The 21,956-nt window shown below is 38.5% G+C and carries 21 protein-coding genes and 1 pseudogene; 13 read left to right on the forward strand and 9 right to left on the reverse strand.

All coding sequences use genetic code 11. The features are described from left to right. Positions 1 to 25: 25 nt before the first annotated feature. Positions 26 to 616 (reverse strand): rhomboid family intramembrane serine protease, encoded by a 591-nt coding sequence (locus tag IQ236_RS11755; protein ID WP_193869421.1) that lies wholly within the window; start codon positions 614 to 616, stop codon positions 26 to 28. 113 nt (positions 617 to 729) lie between these two features. On the opposite strand from IQ236_RS11755, the gene IQ236_RS11760 reads away from it, so the two are divergent. Further along, complete coding sequence (locus IQ236_RS11760) at positions 730 to 1,299, forward strand: hypothetical protein (RefSeq protein WP_193869422.1); 570 nt, start codon at positions 730 to 732, stop codon at positions 1,297 to 1,299. Between the two features lie 100 nt (positions 1,300 to 1,399). On the opposite strand, the gene IQ236_RS11765 is transcribed toward IQ236_RS11760, so the two are convergent. After that, positions 1,400 to 1,645 carry a hypothetical protein gene (locus tag IQ236_RS11765; RefSeq protein ID WP_193869423.1) on the reverse strand — a complete coding sequence of 82 codons (246 nt, stop codon included), beginning with the start codon at positions 1,643 to 1,645 and terminating at the stop codon, positions 1,400 to 1,402. Positions 1,646 to 1,965: 320 nt separating this feature from the next. Here IQ236_RS11765 and IQ236_RS11770 point away from each other — a divergent pair, with 320 nt between their 5' ends. Then, a complete protein-coding gene (locus tag IQ236_RS11770) occupies positions 1,966 to 2,487 on the forward strand; it encodes a hypothetical protein (protein ID WP_193869424.1) in 522 nt (173 codons plus the stop codon). 26 nt (positions 2,488 to 2,513) lie between these two features. On the opposite strand, the gene IQ236_RS11775 is transcribed toward IQ236_RS11770, so the two are convergent. Continuing rightward, a complete protein-coding gene (locus tag IQ236_RS11775; protein WP_193869425.1) occupies positions 2,514 to 3,182 on the reverse strand; it encodes a sigma-70 family RNA polymerase sigma factor in 669 nt (222 codons plus the stop codon). Between the two features lie 142 nt (positions 3,183 to 3,324). On the opposite strand from IQ236_RS11775, the gene IQ236_RS11780 reads away from it, so the two are divergent. The 5 genes from IQ236_RS11780 to IQ236_RS11800 all read left to right on the forward strand — a co-directional run bounded on the left by IQ236_RS11780 (position 3,325) and on the right by IQ236_RS11800 (position 8,120). Continuing rightward, positions 3,325 to 4,209 (forward strand): ABC transporter permease, encoded by an 885-nt coding sequence (locus IQ236_RS11780; protein WP_193869426.1) that lies wholly within the window; start codon positions 3,325 to 3,327, stop codon positions 4,207 to 4,209. 8 nt (positions 4,210 to 4,217) lie between these two features. Next, positions 4,218 to 5,090, forward strand: coding sequence for an ABC transporter permease (locus tag IQ236_RS11785; protein WP_193869427.1), 873 nt, complete (start codon positions 4,218 to 4,220; stop codon positions 5,088 to 5,090). A gap of 119 nt (positions 5,091 to 5,209) precedes the next feature. Then, complete coding sequence (locus tag IQ236_RS11790; RefSeq protein ID WP_193869428.1) at positions 5,210 to 6,289, forward strand: ABC transporter substrate-binding protein; 1,080 nt, start codon at positions 5,210 to 5,212, stop codon at positions 6,287 to 6,289. A gap of 84 nt (positions 6,290 to 6,373) precedes the next feature. Further along, complete coding sequence (locus IQ236_RS11795) at positions 6,374 to 7,489, forward strand: ABC transporter ATP-binding protein (protein WP_193869429.1); 1,116 nt, start codon at positions 6,374 to 6,376, stop codon at positions 7,487 to 7,489. A gap of 202 nt (positions 7,490 to 7,691) precedes the next feature. Further along, positions 7,692 to 8,120 carry a hypothetical protein gene (locus IQ236_RS11800; RefSeq protein ID WP_193869430.1) on the forward strand — a complete coding sequence of 143 codons (429 nt, stop codon included), beginning with the start codon at positions 7,692 to 7,694 and terminating at the stop codon, positions 8,118 to 8,120. 30 nt (positions 8,121 to 8,150) lie between these two features. On the opposite strand, the gene IQ236_RS11805 is transcribed toward IQ236_RS11800, so the two are convergent. After that, positions 8,151 to 10,460: a cation:proton antiporter domain-containing protein gene (locus IQ236_RS11805; RefSeq protein ID WP_193869431.1), complete on the reverse strand. Its 2,310-nt coding sequence runs from the start codon at positions 10,458 to 10,460 to the stop codon at positions 8,151 to 8,153. A gap of 129 nt (positions 10,461 to 10,589) precedes the next feature. Here IQ236_RS11805 and IQ236_RS11810 point away from each other — a divergent pair, with 129 nt between their 5' ends. Next, positions 10,590 to 11,459 carry a M23 family metallopeptidase gene (locus tag IQ236_RS11810; RefSeq protein WP_193869432.1) on the forward strand — a complete coding sequence of 290 codons (870 nt, stop codon included), beginning with the start codon at positions 10,590 to 10,592 and terminating at the stop codon, positions 11,457 to 11,459. A gap of 233 nt (positions 11,460 to 11,692) precedes the next feature. Beyond that, the gene (locus tag IQ236_RS11815) at positions 11,693 to 12,283 is read left to right on the forward strand and encodes a late competence development ComFB family protein (RefSeq protein ID WP_190519173.1); all 591 of its coding nucleotides are present in this window, start codon (positions 11,693 to 11,695) and stop codon (positions 12,281 to 12,283) included. 109 nt (positions 12,284 to 12,392) lie between these two features. Here the strand turns inward: IQ236_RS11815 and psb29 are convergent, their stop codons facing one another. After that, the gene (gene psb29 / locus IQ236_RS11820; protein ID WP_190519174.1) at positions 12,393 to 13,079 is read right to left on the reverse strand and encodes a photosystem II biogenesis protein Psp29; all 687 of its coding nucleotides are present in this window, start codon (positions 13,077 to 13,079) and stop codon (positions 12,393 to 12,395) included. Between the two features lie 94 nt (positions 13,080 to 13,173). Between psb29 and IQ236_RS11825 the strand changes: the two genes are divergently transcribed. After that, positions 13,174 to 13,800 (forward strand): chromophore lyase CpcT/CpeT, encoded by a 627-nt coding sequence (locus IQ236_RS11825; RefSeq protein ID WP_193869433.1) that lies wholly within the window; start codon positions 13,174 to 13,176, stop codon positions 13,798 to 13,800. Between the two features lie 246 nt (positions 13,801 to 14,046). On the opposite strand, the pseudogene IQ236_RS11830 reads toward IQ236_RS11825, so the two are convergent. Both IQ236_RS11830 and hemF read right to left on the reverse strand, forming a co-directional pair. Then, positions 14,047 to 14,406, reverse strand: a pseudogene (locus IQ236_RS11830) (STAS domain-containing protein); the annotation flags it as partial. A 59-nt stretch (positions 14,407 to 14,465) separates the two neighbouring features. Next, entirely contained in the window at positions 14,466 to 15,509 is a 1,044-nt protein-coding gene (hemF, locus tag IQ236_RS11835) for an oxygen-dependent coproporphyrinogen oxidase (protein WP_193869434.1), read from the reverse strand. Positions 15,510 to 15,810: 301 nt separating this feature from the next. On the opposite strand from hemF, the gene IQ236_RS11840 reads away from it, so the two are divergent. Continuing rightward, complete coding sequence (locus tag IQ236_RS11840; RefSeq protein ID WP_193869435.1) at positions 15,811 to 16,872, forward strand: Mrp/NBP35 family ATP-binding protein; 1,062 nt, start codon at positions 15,811 to 15,813, stop codon at positions 16,870 to 16,872. 280 nt (positions 16,873 to 17,152) lie between these two features. On the opposite strand, the gene IQ236_RS11845 is transcribed toward IQ236_RS11840, so the two are convergent. Further along, on the reverse strand, positions 17,153 to 18,556 hold the full coding sequence (locus IQ236_RS11845) for an NB-ARC domain-containing protein (RefSeq protein ID WP_193869436.1): 1,404 nt from the start codon (positions 18,554 to 18,556) through the stop codon (positions 17,153 to 17,155). A 387-nt stretch (positions 18,557 to 18,943) separates the two neighbouring features. Here IQ236_RS11845 and IQ236_RS11850 point away from each other — a divergent pair, with 387 nt between their 5' ends. Then, entirely contained in the window at positions 18,944 to 20,353 is a 1,410-nt protein-coding gene (locus IQ236_RS11850) for a pre-peptidase C-terminal domain-containing protein (RefSeq protein ID WP_193869437.1), read from the forward strand. Between the two features lie 139 nt (positions 20,354 to 20,492). Continuing rightward, complete coding sequence (locus IQ236_RS11855) at positions 20,493 to 21,725, forward strand: hypothetical protein (protein ID WP_193869438.1); 1,233 nt, start codon at positions 20,493 to 20,495, stop codon at positions 21,723 to 21,725. Here IQ236_RS11855 and IQ236_RS11860 read toward each other — a convergent pair. Beyond that, complete coding sequence (locus IQ236_RS11860) at positions 21,707 to 21,874, reverse strand: hypothetical protein (protein ID WP_193869439.1); 168 nt, start codon at positions 21,872 to 21,874, stop codon at positions 21,707 to 21,709. The genes IQ236_RS11855 and IQ236_RS11860 overlap by 19 nt on opposite strands. Positions 21,875 to 21,956 lie beyond the last annotated feature (82 nt).

Genomic DNA, 21,956 nt, shown 5'->3' on the forward strand with positions numbered 1-21,956 from the left:
TTTTAGACTTTTGGGTTAATCTAAATTATGCTTTAGTTCGATGAGATTGAGCCAGCATTTGTGCAGCGAAGACACCGCCGATAAATCCAAATAAATGCCCTTGCCAAGAAATCCCATATTGTAAGGGTAAAATTCCCCAAACTAAGCCCCCATAGAGCCAACCTACCAGTAAGGATAAGGCAATAGAAACGAAACTGCGTTCAAAAAATCCTCTTAATAGCAAAAATCCTAAATATCCAAAAATAACGCCACTGGCCCCAATATGAATGGTATAGGGAGAACCAAATAACCACACTCCTAAACCACTAACCATCATGGTTATAAATGTGACTACAAAAAAATCTTTAACACCCCGCAGCATGACAAACCAACCCAATGTAATTAAAGGTAAAGTATTGGCTGCTAAATGATTAAAGTTCCCATGTAAAAACGGGGCGAAAAAAATGCCTTCTAACCCTTGTAAACTATGGGGACGAATCCCTAAGCGATTTAATGTGCCTCTAAATACAAAAAAATCAATAATTTCAATGATCCACAGCAATGCCACAATTCCCCCTAAAATGAGGATATGGCTTTTGAGCTCCTGGGTGAGTGAGGTTTCGGTTTGATGAGACATAATGGTTCAGACTTTAAAGATCAGGGGTTTGGGTTAACTACAAAACCAGCTTTCGTCGTTTCGCATTCGGCTATTATCAATTATATGATAATCAAAAATTGAGTCAATTGCCCATGAAAGACGTTCTATTAGGAAAATATCTCAGCTTAAATCATTTTTGCACCTGTACAAATACTTATCAAAAATATTCAGATCAAATTAATCCTTATCCTAATTCTGAAGAATCCATTCAAGCTTTAAAAGCGTTAAATTATTATATTATTGATCCCGTTATTGACTATTATAGTCTGGCTAGATTTAAGCTAACTTACGGTTTTTGTTCCCACAACTTAAGAATTTATTTGGAGAAAAAAGATCCGATAACCGGATTAAAAAATGGTCGAGTTGCTCCTAACCTTGATCAACATATTGCCCATGAAGTTAAACAGAATGGAGAGTATTATTGTAAACGATTAGGAGCCGCTTGTGATTTCCTGATTTTAGAATTAGAGAGTGATCAATTAGTTGATTGGATTTTAAAAAAACGGCTTCCCTTTGATTCTCTTTATTTTTATGGTAAAAATAGACCGATTCATATTAGTTATGGCCCCCAACAAAAACGAAGTATTTGGACATTTACCTCTACTGGTAAACCGACTCAAAAAGGAATTGAAGTTTGGGTTAAAATAGCAAAAGAGTTCTGATTCATCAGTTTTATTTAGGGAGGGGAATCGCTTAAAATGATCAACTTCTGATGTTGTTTTTAATTTCAGTCAACACCAGAAGTGATTTTGTTGAGTTAAATTAAACGGTTAATTGACATTGAGGACAATTGCATCCTGTAATAGCAGTATTGCTGTGATCTGTCGTTGTCCAGGTTGAAGCTAAGGTGGTAGAAATTTGATTGAGGCTGATGTTTTTTTCAATACCCTGATTCGGAGAAATTTGAGGTGTTACCAAGGCAACTTTAGTACGAATGATGGGGATGAATTGAGCCACTAACTGATGAGTATGCCGTGAATTTAAAACGGGTTGTACGATTGCTAACATAGAGACAATCAGAACACTGAAGGTTAAGATAAAAATTGGAAATTTTCGGAGCAATTTCATAGCTAAAATGATCACAATATTGGGTTTTAACCTGTTACCTATTTGGGTGAATCGGATCAGGATGATGTACCCATTATAGAGCAAGTCTGAATTCAGTGTAAAAACTCATCAATACCAAAGGTGCGGGTTTGAACAACAGCAGATGTTCTGTAAAAGTTAAACAAAAACCAAATTACACCCTCAAATTGTTAATCTAGCTTAAACTGGATTAAATCAACTGATCCCAAAATTTGTAAATATTTATTAAAGGATGATCAATCATGAAAATTACTTTATCTCACTGGATGATTTGGCTCCTCGCTATCGGTGGAGGGTTCACCGCTTTATCTGCGATTACATTAGCAGGTGGCCCCCCTCCCGGTAAACCAGTACAACCACAAGCAGCACCTGCCACAACACCCTCTAATTCTAATTCTAATTCTAATTCTTCTAATGCTGAAAAAAATAATATTCCCCCTCAATTTCCTTTACCCAGTGCAAGAGTTGGTGCAGTCAATGGAGTTGTCACCCTTAAATTAATTAATAATGCTAATGTACCCATTCAATATCAAGTGATTGGAGGAACTCGTGAAGAATGGTTAGTGCAAAATTCTACCATTCAAGTACAAGGTTCACCTCCGATTACGTTAACCTATCGCCGCCAAGATGGAGGTTTATTACTTGTTCAACCCAAGCAAACTTCCCCTGGAGTTTTAGAAGTTCAATTCCGAGTGACCAATGATTTCAATATTGATACGAGATCTCTCAATATTACGGAAACAGGAAGTGTATTTTTGAATTAATTTCGATTCGCATTTTCCCTGCCAATTTAAGGCTTTAATATTTGTTGATCGGAATTTTGCTCTAACTGAGAAGCTAAACTCTTTTCATTAAGATAAATTTCCCGAATATCAGTGGGTAAATTTTCCTCTAATGTGCGATAAGCTCCATTCAATAGTTCTTTAACTTCATTCGGAGAAACAGACTCTCCCTCGGCTTGTAAGTAAGCTGAAATTCGAGTTTCACTCCAATGAAAAGTTTGCGCCATGACGAGAATTAACCTTAATAAAGGTTCCATTCGATCTAATACTAATCCCACATAACACCACAGAGGAGGGGGTGCTGCGGATAAAGAATATTGAATTGATTCTACAGGGGGTAACTCGGCTTGATTAATACAAACTGCGGTAACATTAATTAACCAGTTTTGTAGCGTGGTTCCCCCGTCTGTATTCTCTTGTTCCCTTAAATTTAAAGGACGCATTTCATAAAAAATATGTCGCCAGGTTTGAGAGAATAAATAATCGGCTTGTACAGGAGATCGTACCGAATGACGAATTAATGTATAGACAATTAAACCATAGCGGCAGAAAATAGCAACAAAGTATTTCCCCTGATCAGGATAATTCTGAAACAGAGTTAACAATTCCTGGTCTTTGTGATGAAATAGAGATTTGACCAGGGGATGATTTGATTCAGGTAAGTGAAGCGTTTGCACGGCAACTCACAGCGAATTTTAGCTGGATAGTGTTTTCCCGTTGCATGATAGCTGATTTTGGATCAGAAATCAACTCTTGAACCTTAATTTATTCTCTGCTGACCTCCTCATCCTTTGACTCTAATATTCTTAATTTTGATTTATGGCTTTCTTACTGCAAAAACCATCTCATTCAACCCTAGAAACCCGAAAAACAAAAAACTTATTGCTTTTATTACTTCCTCCTATAATTTGGTTACTTGTTTTTTTTATTATTCCTCTGGTGATTGTCTTTATTTATAGTTTTTTACAACGAGGAACTTATGGCGGAGTCACTTGGGAATTTACCTGGAGCAATTATCAAAGGTTAGCCAATGATTTATACCTAAATATTTTTGGACGTTCCCTTGGACTAGCAGCATTAACCACTTTAATTTGCTTAATCATTGGTTATCCCTTAGCCTTTTTTATTGCTACGGCTTCTCCCCGTTGGCGAAATCTCCTTTTGTTTTTAGTGATTATTCCCTTCTGGACAAATTTCCTAGTTAGAACCTATGCTTGGATTATTATTTTGCGTTCTGAAGGTGTAATTAATACCGTCCTCCAAAGTTTAAATTTAATTCAAGAACCTTTAAACTTATTGTTTACTCCCTTTGCTGTGATTATAGGTCTAATTTATGGGTATTTACCCTTTATGATTCTACCCCTCTATGCAACGATTGAACGATTAAACTTTTCTTTAGTTGAAGCAGCCCAAGATTTAGGTGCAAACGATATTAGAACATTTTTGAGAATTATTTTACCTTTAACTTATCCTGGCATTATTGCCGGGTCTATTTTGGTTTTTATTCCGGCTTTAGGCGCATTTATTACCCCCGATATTCTTGGCGGTGCAAAAACAGTTATGGTAGGTAATTTAATTCAAAATCAATTTTTACAAGCTCGTCATTGGCCTTTTGGGTCAGCCTTATCAATGGGATTAATGATTTTAGTCTTAATTCCGGTCATGATTTATTTTCGTAGTTCTAATTCAGAAAATTCTCTTTAATAAATATCATGAAAACCGCAACTCTTGAGACTTTTATTCATGCTTGGGGAAGACGAGGATTAGCCCTACAAGCCACCTTTGCTCTCACGTTTCTCTACTTACCCATTTTAATCTTAATTATTTATTCCTTTAATGCTTCTCGGTTGAATTCCAATTGGACAGGATTTACCTTAAAATGGTATCAAAAGTTATTGAGTGGCTTAACAGAAAGTACCGCCGATATTTCTACTCAAAGTCTCTGGATTTCTCTACAAAATAGCTTAATAATTGCTATTATTTCTACGGTAATTGCCTCTATTCTAGGAACAATGATGGCATTAGCTTTAGAACGCTTTCGGTTTCCTGGTTCTAAACTATTAGAAGCCTTATTATTGTTGCCCATTATTATTCCTGAAATTACATTAGGGGTATCTTTATTGGTCTTTTTTACGTTAGTTTTTAGAATCCTAGAAAATCTGACTGGAATTCGCTTAACATTAGGCTTACCTTCCGTTATAATTAGCCATGCAACCTTTAGTATTGCCTTTATTACTATTACTGTGAGAGCGCGTTTAGCTGACTTAGATCCGGCTTTAGAAGAAGCTGCTTTAGATTTAGGAGCTAATGAATGGAAAACCTTTTGGAGAGTTACCTTCCCTTTGATTTTTCCGGCTATTTTAAGCGGTGCATTATTAGCCTTTACCTTATCATTAGATGATTTTGTTGTCACCTTTTTTACAACAGGAGTTGGCGCAACAACTTTACCTTTATTTGTTTATGGCATGATTAAATTGTCCATCACGCCAGTCATTAATGCGATTTCAACGTTGATGTTATTGGCTTCTCTTTTCTTAGTCATCTCATCTTTAAAATTACAAGATCAAGTCAGTGTTAAACATTAACAACACTCAATCCTAATTAAAATTTAAAAAATCTTGTTTTTAAACCCCATTCAGTTTACAATTATAAGATGATCTTTGCTTATAAGTTTATACATCACAACCCTATCTGTTTTCCCAATATGAAACGAATTTTAACCTTAATTTTACTCTTCTGTTTAGGCGTATTTTTGCCCTTTGGATGTACACAAAATCAATCTAATACCCCCCCAAGTCCCTCTACTGCAAATGTTCTCAATCTTTATAACTGGTCAACCTATATTGACCCGGAAGTTCTGAAAGCTTTTGAACAAAAATATCAAGTCAAAATTAATTATGATACTTATGATAGTGCAGAAAGCCTCTACGCGAAATTAAAAGCGGGAAACCCCGGTTATGATGTAGCCTTCCCACCCGATTATATGGTTAAAATTATGATTAATGAACAGATGTTAGAAGAATTAGAGAGTGCTAATATTTCTAATCTTAAAAATATTGAACCTAAATTTTTAAATCCTCCCTATGACCCCGGTAATAAATATAGTATTCCCTATCAATGGGTGACTTTAGGGATAGGATATAATCTGAAAAAAACAGGAGAAGAAATTAACAGTTGGTCAGCCTTAGTCGATCCCAAATATCAAGGAAAAGTCAGTTTATTAGATGATATGCGTCATACAATGGGGGCTGTTCTAATGTATTTAGGTTATAGTCCTAATACGAAAAACCCCGAAGAAATCCAAAAGGCGCGAGATTTTCTGATTCAAAATAAAGATAATATTGCTGCATTTGTACCCGATACAGGTCAACAATTGTTAAATCAAGGAGAAGTGAGTTTAACCATGGAATATAGTGGTGATATTTTTCAAGTCATGGCAGAAAATCCAGATTTACGTTATGTAATTCCCCAAGAAGGGAGTATTATTGGGATGGATAATATGGTGATTCCCAAAGGTGCACCCAATAAAAAACTTGCTGAAACCTTTATTAACTTTGTTTTAGAACCTGAAAATAGTGCAAAAATTTCTAACTTTATTGATTTTGCTTCCCCAAATAAAGTTGCGATTGATCAAAAATTAATTGAAGCAGAAAACTTAAAAAATCCTGGTATTTATCCCCCTCCAGAAATTTTTGATAAACTTCAATATCTTCAAGATGTCGGAGAAGCGACCCAATTCTATGATCAAGCTTGGACAGAAGTTAAAGTCGGTGTGGGAAAATAAAAGGTGGTTGATTATTGACTCTTTTGGTGCGTTCGAGAAGCTCTTACGCACCCTACAACTGCTCCCCTTCTCTTCTTTTTTTCTATGAATCTTGCTGTAGAATTATTGAACGTTTCTAAATTATTTAAAGGATTAAATAGCAAAGAATTCTTAGCTGTTAGTCAAGTTAATTTAGAAATCAAAACCGGAGAATTTTTTTCCTTGTTAGGGCCATCAGGTTGTGGAAAAACCACAACCTTAAGAATGATTGCTGGATTTGAAATTCCGACTTCTGGGGAAATTTTAATTCATCAAGAACCGATGAAAAATCGTCCTCCCTTTCATCGTCCAGTCAATACTGTTTTTCAAAATTATGCGTTATTTCCCCATTTAACCATCGCGGAAAATGTAGCCTTTGGACTGGAAATGGAAAATTTACCTCGTCCTCAAATTAAGAGTCGAGTCGCAGACGCATTATCTTTAGTTAAATTAACCGATTTTCAAACTCGTTATCCCCGTCAGCTTTCCGGTGGACAACAGCAACGGGTGGCGTTAGCAAGAGCATTAGTTAAACAGCCTAAAGTGTTATTATTTGATGAACCTTTGGGCGCTTTAGACTTAAAACTGCGAAAAGAAATGCAGTTAGAACTTAAAAAAATGCAGAAACAATTAGGGATTACTTTTGTTTATGTTACCCATGATCAAGAAGAAGCATTAACCCTGTCCGACCGCATTGGAGTCATGAATCATGGAGAATTATTACAAGTCGGAACTCCCCTGGAAATTTATGAATATCCTAAAACTAAATTTGTAGCTGATTTTATTGGAGAAACTAACGTTTTAACAGGACGAGTTACCCAAATTCAAGGACAAGAAATCACAGTTTTAGTCGATGAAAAACTCCTTCTTCATCTGACAACCTCTCAACCCGTTATAGAAGGACAAATTATTAATTTAGTGATTCGTCCTGAAAAAATAACTCTCTATCCTAATCCTTGTCAAAATCAGACAAATGATCCCCATATTGAAACCTGGAAAGGAATCCTTGAAGAATCAATTTATTTAGGAACGGATACCCGTTATAATGTCCGTTTAACTGATAAAATAGTCATCATGATTCGCATTCAAAATTGCCATCAAGATGATTTACAACGCTTTACAATCGGTCAACAGGTTAATGTAGCCATTCCGCCCAATAGTATTCGGATAATTGAATATTAAATTAAAAGAGAATGGTATTCTCAATACTGAAGAGTCAATTTTTTATAAAAAAACGCCCATAATTAACACAATGGGCGCTCAATCCGGGTGCAATGCTATCAATTTATATTATAATATTCTAAACTGATTAGAGGAATATAAAATCCCAGTCTTTAACAAAAATTTACAATAATCTCTTCTAAAATTCTCAATTTTTATCTCCATGACTCCAACATTAATCGGACGTTGGCAAACTCGTCTATTTTTGTTTGCAACCATTGGTTTTTTAGTAACCTTAGCTTTTTTTATACTCCAAATCGGTGATCAACCCCGATCAATTTATTTTTGGATTTTAGGATATATTACCTGTTTTGGATTTTTGTGGGATATTCTCTATATCAAGCTTCAACAATTTCGCTGGGATCGAGATTGGCCAGGAGCTTTTCAACTTTTAGCAGGAATTGGGGAAGCGTTATTTTTAGTAACCTTGATCAAAATGATCGGTTTACCGGGTATTTCTCCCTCAAAATTTAACTTAGGATTATTTATTTTTCACTACAGTTGTGTTTGGATAGCTATTTTTATCACCTCTCAAAGTCTAATTAGAATTTTATTCCCCCAATGGCGTTTTCGGGGAGGACAATGGTTTTAAGTCAATAGCCAACTGTTAACTGTCTACAGTTTAATTTTTAATTGTTAAATCCTCCACCGTTTCTTTTAATATTTTCAAAGGAGGAATATTAACAGGAATTACTTCTCGTCTAGCTTGGTTTAAATCATGAAAGCTACCACATAGTAATAAGCGATCGCCTGCTTGCAAATCTAAATTTCGACTCGGCCAGCGATAAAATTTATCCTCTCGACGTAAAGCTTGAACTTGTACTCTAAAACGATTTGCTAAATCTAATTTAGATAAAGGTTTACCGATCACTAGGCTATTTTCAGGAATATTTAACCACTGACAAGAAATACTTTCAGCCGGAATTGTCACTTCCCCTTTTGCCAATTGATCTAAGGTTGCTAACGCTGCTGTTTCCCCTACCACTAATAATTTATCATCCTTTTCCAAGCGAGTTTGACCATCAGGATAATCAATTTCTTCCCCCGTCAAACGGCGAATTGCCATCACACTAATTCCCGTCATCGGACGAATATTACTTTCTTCTAAAGTCATTCCTGTTAAGGGAGAAGTCGAGGGTAAGGTATACCATTTACTATTCATTTCTTGAGTGGCGTGCTGTAAATCCCGTGCCACTTCTTGAGGAGATTGTTTAGGGCGAAAATCTGCATACTGATCTTGACGAATTTCTTGCATTTCCTGTTTAATTTTATTTTCGGGTAAACCCATTCTTGTTAATAAATGAGTGGATAATTCTAAACTCGCTTCAAACTCAGGTTGTACGACTTCTTTCGCGCCTAATTGATACAAAAGCTCAATATCTTTATCCCGATCAGCAATCACAATTACATCTAAATTTGGTGAAAATTCTAAGGATCGTTTTAAGCATAATCGGGTACTCATTGGATCAGAAAGCGCGATCGCCATTGAGGTTGCCCGATCTACTCCGGCGGTTTCTAAAACGTGCAAACTCGCCGCATTTCCATATAAATAAGGAATGTTATTTTTTCTCAATTCTTGTAGGGCTTGTTCTGATTGATCAATCACAACAACTGAATAATTATGACTTTGTAACAGTTTAACTAAATTTTTCCCGACTCGTCCATATCCACACACAATAATATGATTTTGTTGGGGTAATTCTTCAGCAATTTTCTTAATTTTCTGACTTTTTTCTAAAATACTCGACAAATCCCATTTTTCTTCTATCCAGTCTAATAATTTTGGTGCAAATTGCAAAATAAACGGGGTAATAATTAATGTCAGGGCTGTGGTTCCCACAATTAATAAATAAATGCGTCGAGAAACTAAACCTAATCCTTGTCCTGCACTGGCTAAAACAAAGGAAAATTCTCCAATTTGAGCTAATCCCAATCCTGTAATAATTGACGTTCTCCAAGAATAGCCAAATAGTTTAACAATCGGAATAATAATTAAGGTTTTTCCGGCTATAATCAAGACCATTAATCCGATAATTAATTCTAAATGTTCCCAAAGAAATACCGGATCTATTAACATTCCCACCGCCACAAAAAATAAAGCTGCAAAAATATCTCGTATCGGTTCCACATAGGTTAACGTTTGATCCGCATATTCTACTTCAGAAATCATTAACCCGGCAACAAAGGCTCCCATTTCAATGGAAAATCCTAAATGTTCTGTTAATAGTGCAATCCCTAAACATAACGCCACAACCCCTAATAAAAAAAGTTCTCGGCTTTCGGTTTGGGCTAAAAATCGTAATAACCGAGGAATTACCCAAATCCCCGCAATAATAGCCCCTAAAGCAAATAATCCTATTAATAAAAGTGAGCGTCCTACGGCTTCAAAAATCACATTTCCTTGGGGTTGATTTAAAGCAGGTAAAACCGCTAACATTAACCCCAAAGCTAAATCCTGTACTACCAGAATTCCCAGCATCACCTGACCTTGAGGCGTTGCCATTTCATTGCGTTCCATCAAACATTTGAGGACAACCGCCGTTGAAGATAGGGATAAAATTGCCCCTAAAAAGATGCCTTGAATCGGGGAAGTATCCCAACCCAAAATTCCCATAGCTAGGGCAGTAATTAATATTGTAAAAACAATTTGTAATCCGCCTCCCCCCAAACTAATTCCTTGAACTTTCTTTAATTCGGCAAAGGAAAATTCTACCCCCAAGGCAAAGAGAAGAAACGCGACTCCAAATTGAGCCAAGGTTTCCACCTGAACTAATTCTTTAATCACCCCTAATCCACTAGGGCCAACAATCATTCCCCCAATCAAATAACCCAGAATTGCGGGTTGTCGGAGTAAAGATGCTAACAGTCCTCCAATCGTCGCCGCCGCAAGGACAAGAACTAAATCTACAATTAAGCGAAAATCTTCTGACACGGTTTATCTTAGACTAAGTGATTTAATGTAACGTTCTGTTACTTATTCTAAGGATACAAAAATTGTCAACATTCCGACATCAGCCCTAAAATTTTACAGGGATAACCCATCAATATTGGAGAGAGGAAGATGAGACTGAAAGTGCGTCGGGGGATCAAGTCGTTAATGTTAAGCCTGATTACAGTTGCAGTCGTCCTGGCCCTTCCAGGATTCGCCACCCAGGTACGAGTGAATCCTTCCGCTCCTGAGTTGGGAGATACCGTTTCTGTGGTCTTGGAGTCTGCTGCTTCAGGAACCCAACCCACCGTTACTTGGCAGGGGAAAACCTACCCCATGTTTGCCATTGGCTCGAACCGAATGCGGGTTTTATTACCCACCACGCCTTTAGATCAGCCGGGAACCAAATCCCTACAAGTTAATGATGGGACACAGGTACAGAATTTAGCCGTACAACTGCGCGATCGGGATTTTCCCACCCAATCGATTTGGCTACCCCCGGATAAAGAAGAACTCCAGGGAACTGATCACGAATTTGATCGCGTCGATGCGTTTAAAGCTCTTGTCACCCCGGAAAAATATTGGAAGGGCCCTTTTTTACGGCCGAATTCCGGTGAAATTACCACGATTTATGGGGTACGTCGTTACTACAATGGGGATTTTGCGGAGGATTATTATCATCGAGGTGTTGATTATGCTGGGGGGATGGGTTCACCTGTTGTTGCTCCGGCTGCTGGACGAGTCGCCCTGGTGGGGCGAGAATCAGAAGGATTTCAAATTCATGGCAATGTGATTGGTTTGGATCATGGTCAAGGGGTGGGGAGTATTTTGATGCACCTCAGCCGGATTGATGTGAAAGAGGGGGATTTTGTCCAAGCGGGTCAAGTGATTGGGGCGGTGGGATCATCCGGGGCTTCTACGGGCCCTCATCTCCATTGGGGACTGTATGTTCAGGGTCAATCTGTTGATCCGGTTCCCTGGCGTTATGCAGCCATTGATTGAATTTGTATTTCCCCAGAGTCATCCGGTTAATTCCCATCCCCTTGCCAATGGTATCCTAGAAGAAGTAGCCATAGTCTGAATATGATATTCTTAGCGAATATTAAAAAAACAAAACCCTAGATTATGGCTCGGTTCAACCTAATTCCCGGAGTATGTTAATTTCTATTTTTAGGGAATATTTGGGCAAGAGCAGTTAAACATAACAATGATGCGAAGTGTAAAAGAAAAGCATTATGAGTATTGAAAAGATTGTTGAGCAAGCATTGCAAGATGGTTATCTAACCCCCTCGATGGAGGCAGAGGTTGGACGAATTTGTAATACCGCCTCAGAACTGTCTATTGAAGAATATATGGCTCTGGATCGGTTGATGGGAGCCTTGTTAACGGGTGAAGTCGTCGTTTTACCTCGGAAACAATTTATTAATGTCATGGAGGAATTAGTCCTGAGTGAAGCGATCGCTCGGGTTGCAGAAATCGAAGAAAATAGTGAGCAAAGCTTAGATGTGGGGGATATTGCTGCCTATGCGTTAAATCGTCTTCCTCCCCTCTATGCCACAACGGAAGAAGGCGCCCAATATCAACGCTCAAGAGCCAAAGAAGAACTGCAAGTGCTGATTGCCAATCAGGTTAAAGAAGCCATTGAACGCAACTTAAACCGTGCGGCTCAAAATCAAACGGTTCTCGGTAAATCGACAGGGGATGCCGTATTATCTCAAGTCAGTTCCCTATTACAGACCTATGCCCAAAACTATGACCCGACCTCTAACATAACCTCTAAACCGATTAACACCTCGTCAGTTCATGAAATCGGTCAGGATTATTGAGTTGGGGATAGGTTCAGATCAATCACGGTTGCGGATGGACAACTTTGATTAACCTGAACCTCTCATAACTCCTGATTGAGAGATGTTAAGGGGGAACTTTTGGCTGCGTTTAATTTAAGCCAACCGCTTCATTAGCTCGTTGTTCCCGTTTCTTCCGTTCGGCTTGGGTCATTTCTTCAATCATGATCCGGGCTTGCGCCACTTTTTCAAGATTGCTGCGATAGAGATCTAAATCCTTGATCAGTTTATCTTGAGGCAAGTGTAACGCTTCAGCCAGTTGAGTTAAGATTTGCTCTCCTGTAGCTTTGTCATGAATTCCATGGGGATCAGCCACCTCTAACAAGGTAAATAAACCAATGGCATACAAACGACTGTATTTCCATTTGGGGTTAGTTGCGACGCTTCGGAAATATCCTAGCAACTCAGTCTCCGCAACTTGATCAGGAGAAGCCTTTAAATTAACAATTAAATCTTTAACCGATAGAGTTTTGGCTAATTCTGTTAAGTGTTGAGCATCACCCCGATATTTTTGCGGGTCATCTTGTTCTGCTTTGATCAGCGCATTAAAAATCGAGTCTTGATCGGATGACGGTTGATACCCTTGCATAAAGCGATCAAAAGCTGTTACAACACCCAACGCATAAATGGGGTCATAGCTAAAGTCAACATTGACCGAGAGCAAGTGCATTTCCACCATCAACTCCTCGACCACACGACGATAGATGGAATTGATCGGGCGAGTGTGTAGACTGTAAAAAGTACGCTTTGTATCTGAAACCGTGCGGATGTTGTTCACAAGCCAATCTTAAAAGGGACTAAATACTATTTTAATTTTTTTGGGTTCAGGATTTTGAATCCTAGCAATTAAACAATCACAACGGAAACAACCAATGGTAATATCCCCTGAACTCAGAGCTTTAGCGGAATATATGGCGGGAGAGTTTAATAATCAAGCCCAAGCCTTGGCTGACCCCGTTTGGTATGTCCATTTACACCTCTGGCATCGTCCAGTTCCCCTGAATCTGTTTCCCGAACCCAGCTTGATCCTCTTTGCTGAACAAGCCAATATTGTTAACCTGAATCAACCCTATCGTCCTCGGTTTATTCAGTTACGCCCCTCCCTTAATCCTGAGTTCCCTTTAGAGGCTCAATATTATATGCCTCAAAATATTTCTCAGGTGCAAGGTGCGGGACAAGATCCAGAACGGTTACAACATCTTACCCCAGAGGATTTAAAACTTTTGCCCGGTTGTACCTTAAATATTACTTATCAAGTCTTAAGCCCTAATCATTATCGATTCAAAGCCATACCTCCAAAAGACCAAATCTGTTGCTTTAGTTATCAAAACAAAACCTATCAAGTTGAATTGGGTTTTGAAGCCACCCCCGATGAATTTTTCAGTTATGACAAAGGAATTGACCCTAGCACTGGAAAACCATTGTGGGGCGCGATGTTAGGGCCATTTCAATTCCAAAAACAATCTTGTTTTGCCTCGTTACTGCCTAATAACCTCTAATCTCCATTTAAGCTCAAAACCTGTTCAGATTAGGCTTCTGCTGAGAGACGTACAGAAGTACGCCTCTTGTTTTGACAGAAAGCCAAGTCGGGTTAGCGTGCCGTGATCTGATTTCCACTGGCTCTTTTCAGGGGGCGACAAGAGAGATAGAAAGATTACTGGATAAGCTTGCTATTTTTCTGTGGGTTTATGGGTCTCTAACCCTCCCCGGCCCTGTCTGGGTTGGGGGCGATTGTCCCCCCCTGAACTTTCTCTTACCCCACCTTCAAGGGCTTCATCTTCCGTCTCAAAAATTTCAAAAACAGAATCCATCATGGTCACCTCAAATACCAGTTTGGCTTCTGGATGAACATTACAAATTCGGAAGCTACCCTTCACTTTGTCAGCATCTCGCATTCCAGCAACCAGTGAAGTCAGACCCGAACTATCAATAAAGTTCACTTGACCTAGATTTACTACGACATGGCGACTCAATTTAGATATACATTCCTGCAACTTGAGGCGGAATTGCCAAGCTGTTGTGATGTCTAGGCGCCCTGTTGGTGCTAAGACAATGACCTTTGTACCATCCTGGGTCGTATGTTCTTTTTGATCGATATGAATCACTGACCGTCCCCTCGGAATTTTTGATATTGCGTTGGTTGCTTATCTGACAGTAGTTTAACTTAGACCTGTGAGTTGGGAGCAGTCCAGTTCGCCCAATCTTGAGGCTTCAAGAATGTCTCATACAGTTCTGCTTCTGGGGTTCCAGGTTCTGGCTGATAGCCATATTCCCATCGTACCAGAGGCGGTAAAGACATGAGAATGGACTCGGTGCGACCATTGGTTTGTAATCCAAAAATCGTTCCTCGATCATAAACCAAGTTGAATTCCACATATCGACCTCGCCGATATAATTGGAACTGTCGTTCTCGATCTCCGTATTCATGAGAACGCCGCCGTTCTACAATCGGCCCATAAGCAGGTAGAAAAGCTTGTCCACAGTCTTGAATAAAACTGAACAAAGATTCCCAATCTCTCGAATCTGGGGTTCCCACTTCATTACTATACAAGGCTGCTGTTCCTTTCGGATCAGGGCCTTTATAAAGTTGACTTTGGGGATCTTGATAGTCAAAAAAGATGCCCCCTATCCCTCGCGTTTCTTGGCGATGTTTCAAATAGAAATATTCATCACACCAACGTTTGAATACAGGATAATACTCTTGATGGTGGCGATCGCAAGCTTGTTTTAAGGTTTGATGAAAATGGTGAGCATCTTCAGCAAAGGGATAATAGGGCGTTAAATCAGCCCCGCCTCCAAACCACCACACAGGCCCCGCTTCAAAATAGCGATAATTAAGGTGTACCGTTGGAATATAGGGATTGCGGGGATGCAATACCATTGAGGTTCCTGTGGCATAAAATCCCTGTCCGGCTGCCTCTGGGCGTTGTGCCAGAATCGAAGGAGGCAATGTTTCGCCCCAAACTTCGGAGAAATTCACTCCCCCTTGTTCAAACACATCCCCATCGCTGATTACACGAGTCCGACCGCCACCGCCTTCTGGACGATCCCAAGCGTCCTCTCTAAATTTGCCAAGGCCATCGAGTTTTTCTAAGCCTTGACAAATTTCATCCTGGATTTGTTTCATAAACTCACTGACACGGGTTTTGGAGTCAGTCGGAGGGGTCAACTGGGGCGTAGTAATTTCCGATACCTGAGAAGCTGTCATAATTTTTTTTTAACCTATCTTGTTTGGCGAACCATTTGTTTTAATCTCGCCAAGCGTTATGATCATGTCTATATTGTGTCCCTGGAGTCAAGTGGCTAATGGCTGCTTCTGCCCTAAAATCCTGAGACTGTAAATCTTCTTTACTTTAATTTGAAGTTAGCTTAAGCCTTTTTAACACTTATTATCAAAATATGAAGAGCCGTTAAATTGCCGAATTCTTGAATAATAGACGTGGGATAGACTCTCTACTCCCGACAGTAGCCCTTCATCCATCGCTCAAACTGGAAACACCTGATTCAATATGCTTGATTTCAACACAGTCTTAGAGGTGTTACGACCTGTACAAGACCCTGAACTCCAAAAAAGTTTGGTGGAATTAAACATGATTCGTAACCTGAAAATCCAAGGGGGTGAGGTTAGCTTTACCTTAGTCCTGACCACGCCTGCTTGTCCCCTACGGGAGTTTATCGTTGAAGATTGTCAAAAAGCCGTTAAACAACTTCCCGGAGTGGAAACGGTTGTTGTTGATGTTACCGCCGAAACCCCTCAACAAAAAGCTTTACCTGACCGTCAAGGGATTCCAGGGGTTAAAAATATTCTAGCCATTTCCAGTGGGAAAGGAGGGGTCGGAAAAAGTACCGTTGCGGTTAATGTTGCGGTTGCTTTAGCCCAAATGGGTGCGAAAGTCGGGTTAATTGATGCGGATATTTATGGCCCGAATGATCCCACCATGTTAGGGTTGGCTGATGCTCAAGTCATGGTGCAGCAAAGTCCCCAAGGAGAAGTCCTAGAACCTGCATTTAATCATGGGGTAAAGTTGGTTTCGATGGCATTCCTCATCGATAAAGATCAACCTGTGATTTGGCGTGGCCCGATGTTAAATGGGATTATTCGTCAATTTCTCTATCAAGTGAATTGGGGTGAATTAGATTATCTTTTGGTGGATATGCCGCCAGGCACCGGAGATGCTCAACTCACCCTCGCCCAAGCCGTCCCCATGTCTGGGGTCGTGATCGTCACAACACCTCAGTTAGTTTCCCTCCTTGACTCCCGCAAAGGATTAAAAATGTTCCAACAGTTGGGGGTTTCGGTGTTGGGAATTGTGGAAAATATGAGTTATTTTATCCCCCCTGATGCCCCGGATAAAAAATACGATATCTTTGGTTCTGGGGGAGGCGAAAAAACTGCTCACGAGCTTGATGTCCCCTTACTGGGTGCTATTCCTTTAGAAATGCCTGTGCGAGAAGGGGGAGATGCAGGGGTTCCGATTGTTATCTCTGATCCTAACTCAGCTTCGGCTTTAGAATTAACTGCGATCGCTCAACGCATCGCTGGAAAAGTCTCGGTTTTCGCCTTAACTTAGGGGTGTTGACTGTTGACTGGTACGGGTGGGGTAACCCAACGGGTGTCAACTTAACCCACGTTAGCCCTGAACTCAAGTTCGGGCTGTAGAGACCTTGCATGGAAGGTCTCTACGTTATCTAAAGATGACTCAAGACTTGTCTTTCTTAACCCGTTTTAACGGGTTTGTAGGGGCGAGGTAACCTCGCCCCTACGCCTGAAATTGATTTCAAGGCTTTTGGCGTTGAGTTGACACAGATGGGGATAACCCCGCCCCGATATTTTGGGATAATTTTAATATTTTAATCACAGCCAGATAGAATATAGTTCTGCATCAGAGAATCAACTGTAAAAACCATCTGATTATCTAAATTTTGTTTTTCAATTAATCCTCGTCTTTCTAAGGAAAGCAGCACTTTAAACAGTTGATTTTGACGATCAGAAAATTGTTCTAATAATTGCGAGAGTAGAACAGGTTTAGGGTAAGAACACAGAAATGCGATCGCCTGTTTTTCTAATTCCGATAATCGCTGATACTGTTGTTGTAAAATTTGGCTTAATTCATCTCCTAAACAAACAGGTTTATAACTGATATATTGATTGATTTTACCTCCAAATAATTGCTGAATTAAATGATTAGCTAGTTTTAAATAAAGGGGATTTCCTCGAAATAAATCAATTAATTCTGGGTAATTTTCCTCATCCTGTAATCCCTTATTTATTAATAGTTCGGTTGCTTTTTCTCCTAAACCTGTTAAGGGGAATAATTGAGTTAAACCACTCTCTCCACTCAAGGTAACAACTTCTAAAGGAGGTTCCCAACTATTGAATAGTAAGCAACTATTATGGGCTAATTCTCCGATGAGTTTAAATAGTTTACTATAGTTTTGATATTCGGGTTTATAATGACCAACCAGTTGACCGTCTTTAAATAGATACTGAACATCATCTAAGATAATTAAACAACGGCGATCGCGTAAATATTCTAATAATATTGCTAATTGAGCATCAAGGTCATCTGGGAAATTTAATTCAGTTTTATTTGATAAAAATTGAATCAACTCTTTTAAGGTTGTTTCTAAACAGTTAGACGCTCTAAGACTGCGCCAAATAATATAATCAAATTCTGTTTTGATCAGTTCAATTAATTGACGAGCAATCGCACTTTTTCCCATTCCCCTTATTCCTAAAATACCAATCATTCGACATTGTTTTTCTAGGATTAATTGTTTGAGGGTATTGAGTTCAGAAGTACGATTATAAAATGTTGTGAGTTCAGGTGCATCTCTTAAATCGATTTGAGGTTTTATTATAGAATTTTCTGAGTTAAAAATTGATGTTGGTGGGGCGTTTTGTTTAGCTTCTGAAGGTTTTGTTGAGTCTCCACAATAACTAATATTTTCGATTTTAACATCTTTCCAAAAGTAAGCAGAATGAATACTATTATTTAATTGAATTCTTCCAAATGTAGAGCGTAGATTTGATTTATTAACAACTTCTCCAACTTCCTCTGATATAACCTGCCATAATTCCGATGCAGTTTTTCTCACATGAGGTTCAGTACAGTTGTATTGGTTAGCAATATCGTTGTATTTTTGGCTATCCCACACCCCCATTAAAATCGCTTCTTGCACACTACTTAGATGCTTCCCTGTTTTTTCAAATACCACTTGGTCAGCCCATGTTAGTAATTCATCAAAGTCCATCTGACTTAAATATTACAAATGATTGAGAATTATCCCACATTTTCCAATTTTTTGCAACTCTTTCCTACAAAATCCTACTCATTTTAAATTTTACTCCGAATAAATCTTAACACATATCCTACAAATTACTACATTTTACGCCTTTCTAAAATCATAAAGATGCTCAATAATAATGCAGTGAAATATTTATTGGCACTCATTGATTTTCTCGTAAGGTATGAACTTTATGAACTTTATGAATCAATCAAAAGTGAACTTTGAACAAAAATAGGTGAACTTTATGGATTTACTGGTTCATCTCTTTAAGACTACGATCAGACTGTCTTAACTCAATTCTTGTCTAATCTCAATCAAAAGACTATTAAAAAATTAGGAGAACGTGACATTATGGTCTTAATTCCAAATTCAGCTTTAGGTGTTTTAGTCGGTGATGACTCTTCAGAATTGATCTCGTTAATACCAGGACAATTAGCAGGTTTCCCTCAAGGGGTATTAGTTTTAGGCGGTAATGATACGGTACAAGGTGCAGTCGATAGCGAACTGATTAATGGGAACCAAGGTTTTGATCAAATTTTTGGGGGTGGTGGTAATGATAACCTATTTGGAGGACAAGAAGATGATCTTCTTGATGGCGGTGTAGGAGATGATATTCTGTTTGGTAATTTAGGGGCAGATATTATTACGGGTGGAGATGGGAATGATAATCTATTTGGTGGCAAAGATAATGATAATTTGTCAGGTGATTTAGGTAACGATATCCTGTCTGGAGATTTCGGAATTGATGCTTTAACAGGAGGAGGAGGAAGCGATATTTTTGTATTAGGAATTGGGGGAGGCGGTGCGGATATCATTACCGATTTTCAAGATGGTGCTGATTTAATGCAATTACCCGCCGGATTTACCTTTAGTAATATTCTGGTACAAGCATCAGGTAATCAAACAGCTATTGCTTTAGCAACCACAGGTGAAGAATTAGTCCGATTAAATGGTATTCAACCTTCTGTAATTACCAGTGCTGATTTTGTTGGGGGTTCGCCAACTCCAGTACCCCAAGGAGAACCTGGTAGTAATATTGCTACAGCCCTCGATTTAGGCGCGATCCCTGATCTACTTAATTATAGTCAGTTTGTCGGAAAAGATGATCCCAATGATTTTTATCGTTTTACCCTCCAGAATAACAGTGATTTTAGTCTGGTTTTGGGAGCATTGAGTCAAGGAACCTACGTTTATCTTATTAAGGATTTTAACAACAATAATCAGGTGGATGAAGGAGATGGAGATGTTTTAGATGATGCTTATGGATACTCTAGTTCTAATGGAGAAATTAACCGCGCCTTAGAAGCAGGTACTTATTACATTCGAGTCTCTAATGATTCAGGAACTAACTATGATTTAAGGTTGGAAGCCGCTTCAAAACCAGCAACAACTCCATCTAACCCAGGAAATACATTAAATACAGCTTTAGACTTGGGTAGCTTGAGTCAAAATATAAACTTTACAGACTTTGTTGGTGAAGGTGATCAAACGGATATTTATCGCTTCACTCTTAATAACAATAGTGATGTTGAACTGATTGTTGGTGCTGTAAGTCAAGGAACCTACGTTTATCTTATGAAAGATTATAACAACAATAATCAGGTGGATGAAGGAGATGGAGATGTTTTAGATGATGCTTATGGATACTCTAGTTCTAACGCAGAAATTACCCAAGCATTAGAAGCCGGTACTTATTACATTGAAGTTTCTAGTAATGCAGCGACTAACTATGATCTTCGAGTGAATGTTATACCTGGTTAATTTATCGAAGGTTGGGTGGGTGACTGCAAAACATATTAATATCTCAATTAAAAATTGATAAAAGTCACTCACTCTACAATTTTGTAAAACACAGAATCAATAGTTTTTAAGCCTTTTAATTCTCCAAAAAAGCAAGATCATGGAAGAAAACCCTAAGCCAGATAACAACCTTCCTGAACCTACGCCCAATAATAACCCAAGCTTTCAGAAACTTATTCAGGATTATATTAAATATCTAAATAATCAACGCTCATCAGGAAATTGGTTGCCCTATCTCATCAGTATAGCCATATTTTTAATTTTAATTTATGGGTTAGCGAATGGGGTGCTTTCACTTGTACGTCCCTGGATGATAGCACAACAAAACTCTCCTCCAGTTACACCCAATAATACCCCAACTACAACATCCCCAACACCAGAACCTACTATTCCTGCAACTCCTAACCCATTTCAAAGCATTACATTTCCACAGGATGTTTGTGGAGATGAACTACCTGATGATACAACCGCTTATCCAGTGAGTTTGTATCCTGTTTTTGTTAAATATGCAGAAGCAGATTTAGCTAAAGTTCAATCTGAATTTTGCCGAGATGCGTTTAAAAAATTTAGAGATAAAAATAATCGAGATGAAATTCAAGTAGGATCATTTCTGGGAACTGAAAGAGCAAGTCAATTTAAAGATTACCTATCTCAAACTTTTGCAAATGTAGAGGTTGGGGAAGCAACAATTATTGAAGCAAAAAGGGAAACACCTACAGAAAAACCATCTCCATCTCCTATTGCTGAAACAACTTTTAGACCAGATCAAAACACTTTTAAAGATTTAGAAATTGGATGTGGGTCTTCCTCTGAAACTATTAATTTTGGTAATTTAGAAATTACCTGTGAGGATAGAGGAATATACGGGAGCGTTTTAAAGATTAAAAACTATAGTTCAGATTGGTATGAACTACAAATGAATTCTGGGTTTATAACAGAATCTCTTGCAGCTAAAACTACATATGGGACTAAATATCTTCTGATTCCTCCTGGTAGAACCTCAGAAAAGGAGGACATTTATCGTCAGAATTTAAACGGTAATATCTATCAATTTAAAGCTCGAAAAATACCACAAAGTATACCTTCCGTGACAATTACTGTAAATTGTAATGATCAGCCTATGCTTTTTTGGAATATAGCCATGACGCCCAAGTGCAAACCAGAAGGTGGAACATTTATCAATTTATATACAGTAGTAGGAAATACTACTGTTAGTTTAGATACTGGAAGTGGTACTCCTTTAGTATATGAGCCTTCACTGATGGGTCAAAAGGGATGGATATCTTCTGAGAATTCTAAAATACGCATAACTTTTTATGCAGGTAGAAAATGAATTTCCTCTGGACTCCAGCCGTGCGTTTGTTTTTCTTGTATCAGATGAGCAACACGAATACGACTATTAGAAAGGGTAGCTCTACCTTGTTCATCTAATTCTAAGTAAGGCCAAGATAATTGTTGAATTTCGAGCGCGGAATTCATCATAATCTTCTTTGGTAAATAATCTTAACGTTATTATAACCTATTCCTTCACCCTAGAGATTATAGTATAATTAAATAGATTACC

This window comes from Planktothrix mougeotii LEGE 06226 (assembly GCF_015207485.1).
Lineage (GTDB): Bacteria > Cyanobacteriota > Cyanobacteriia > Cyanobacteriales > Microcoleaceae > Planktothrix.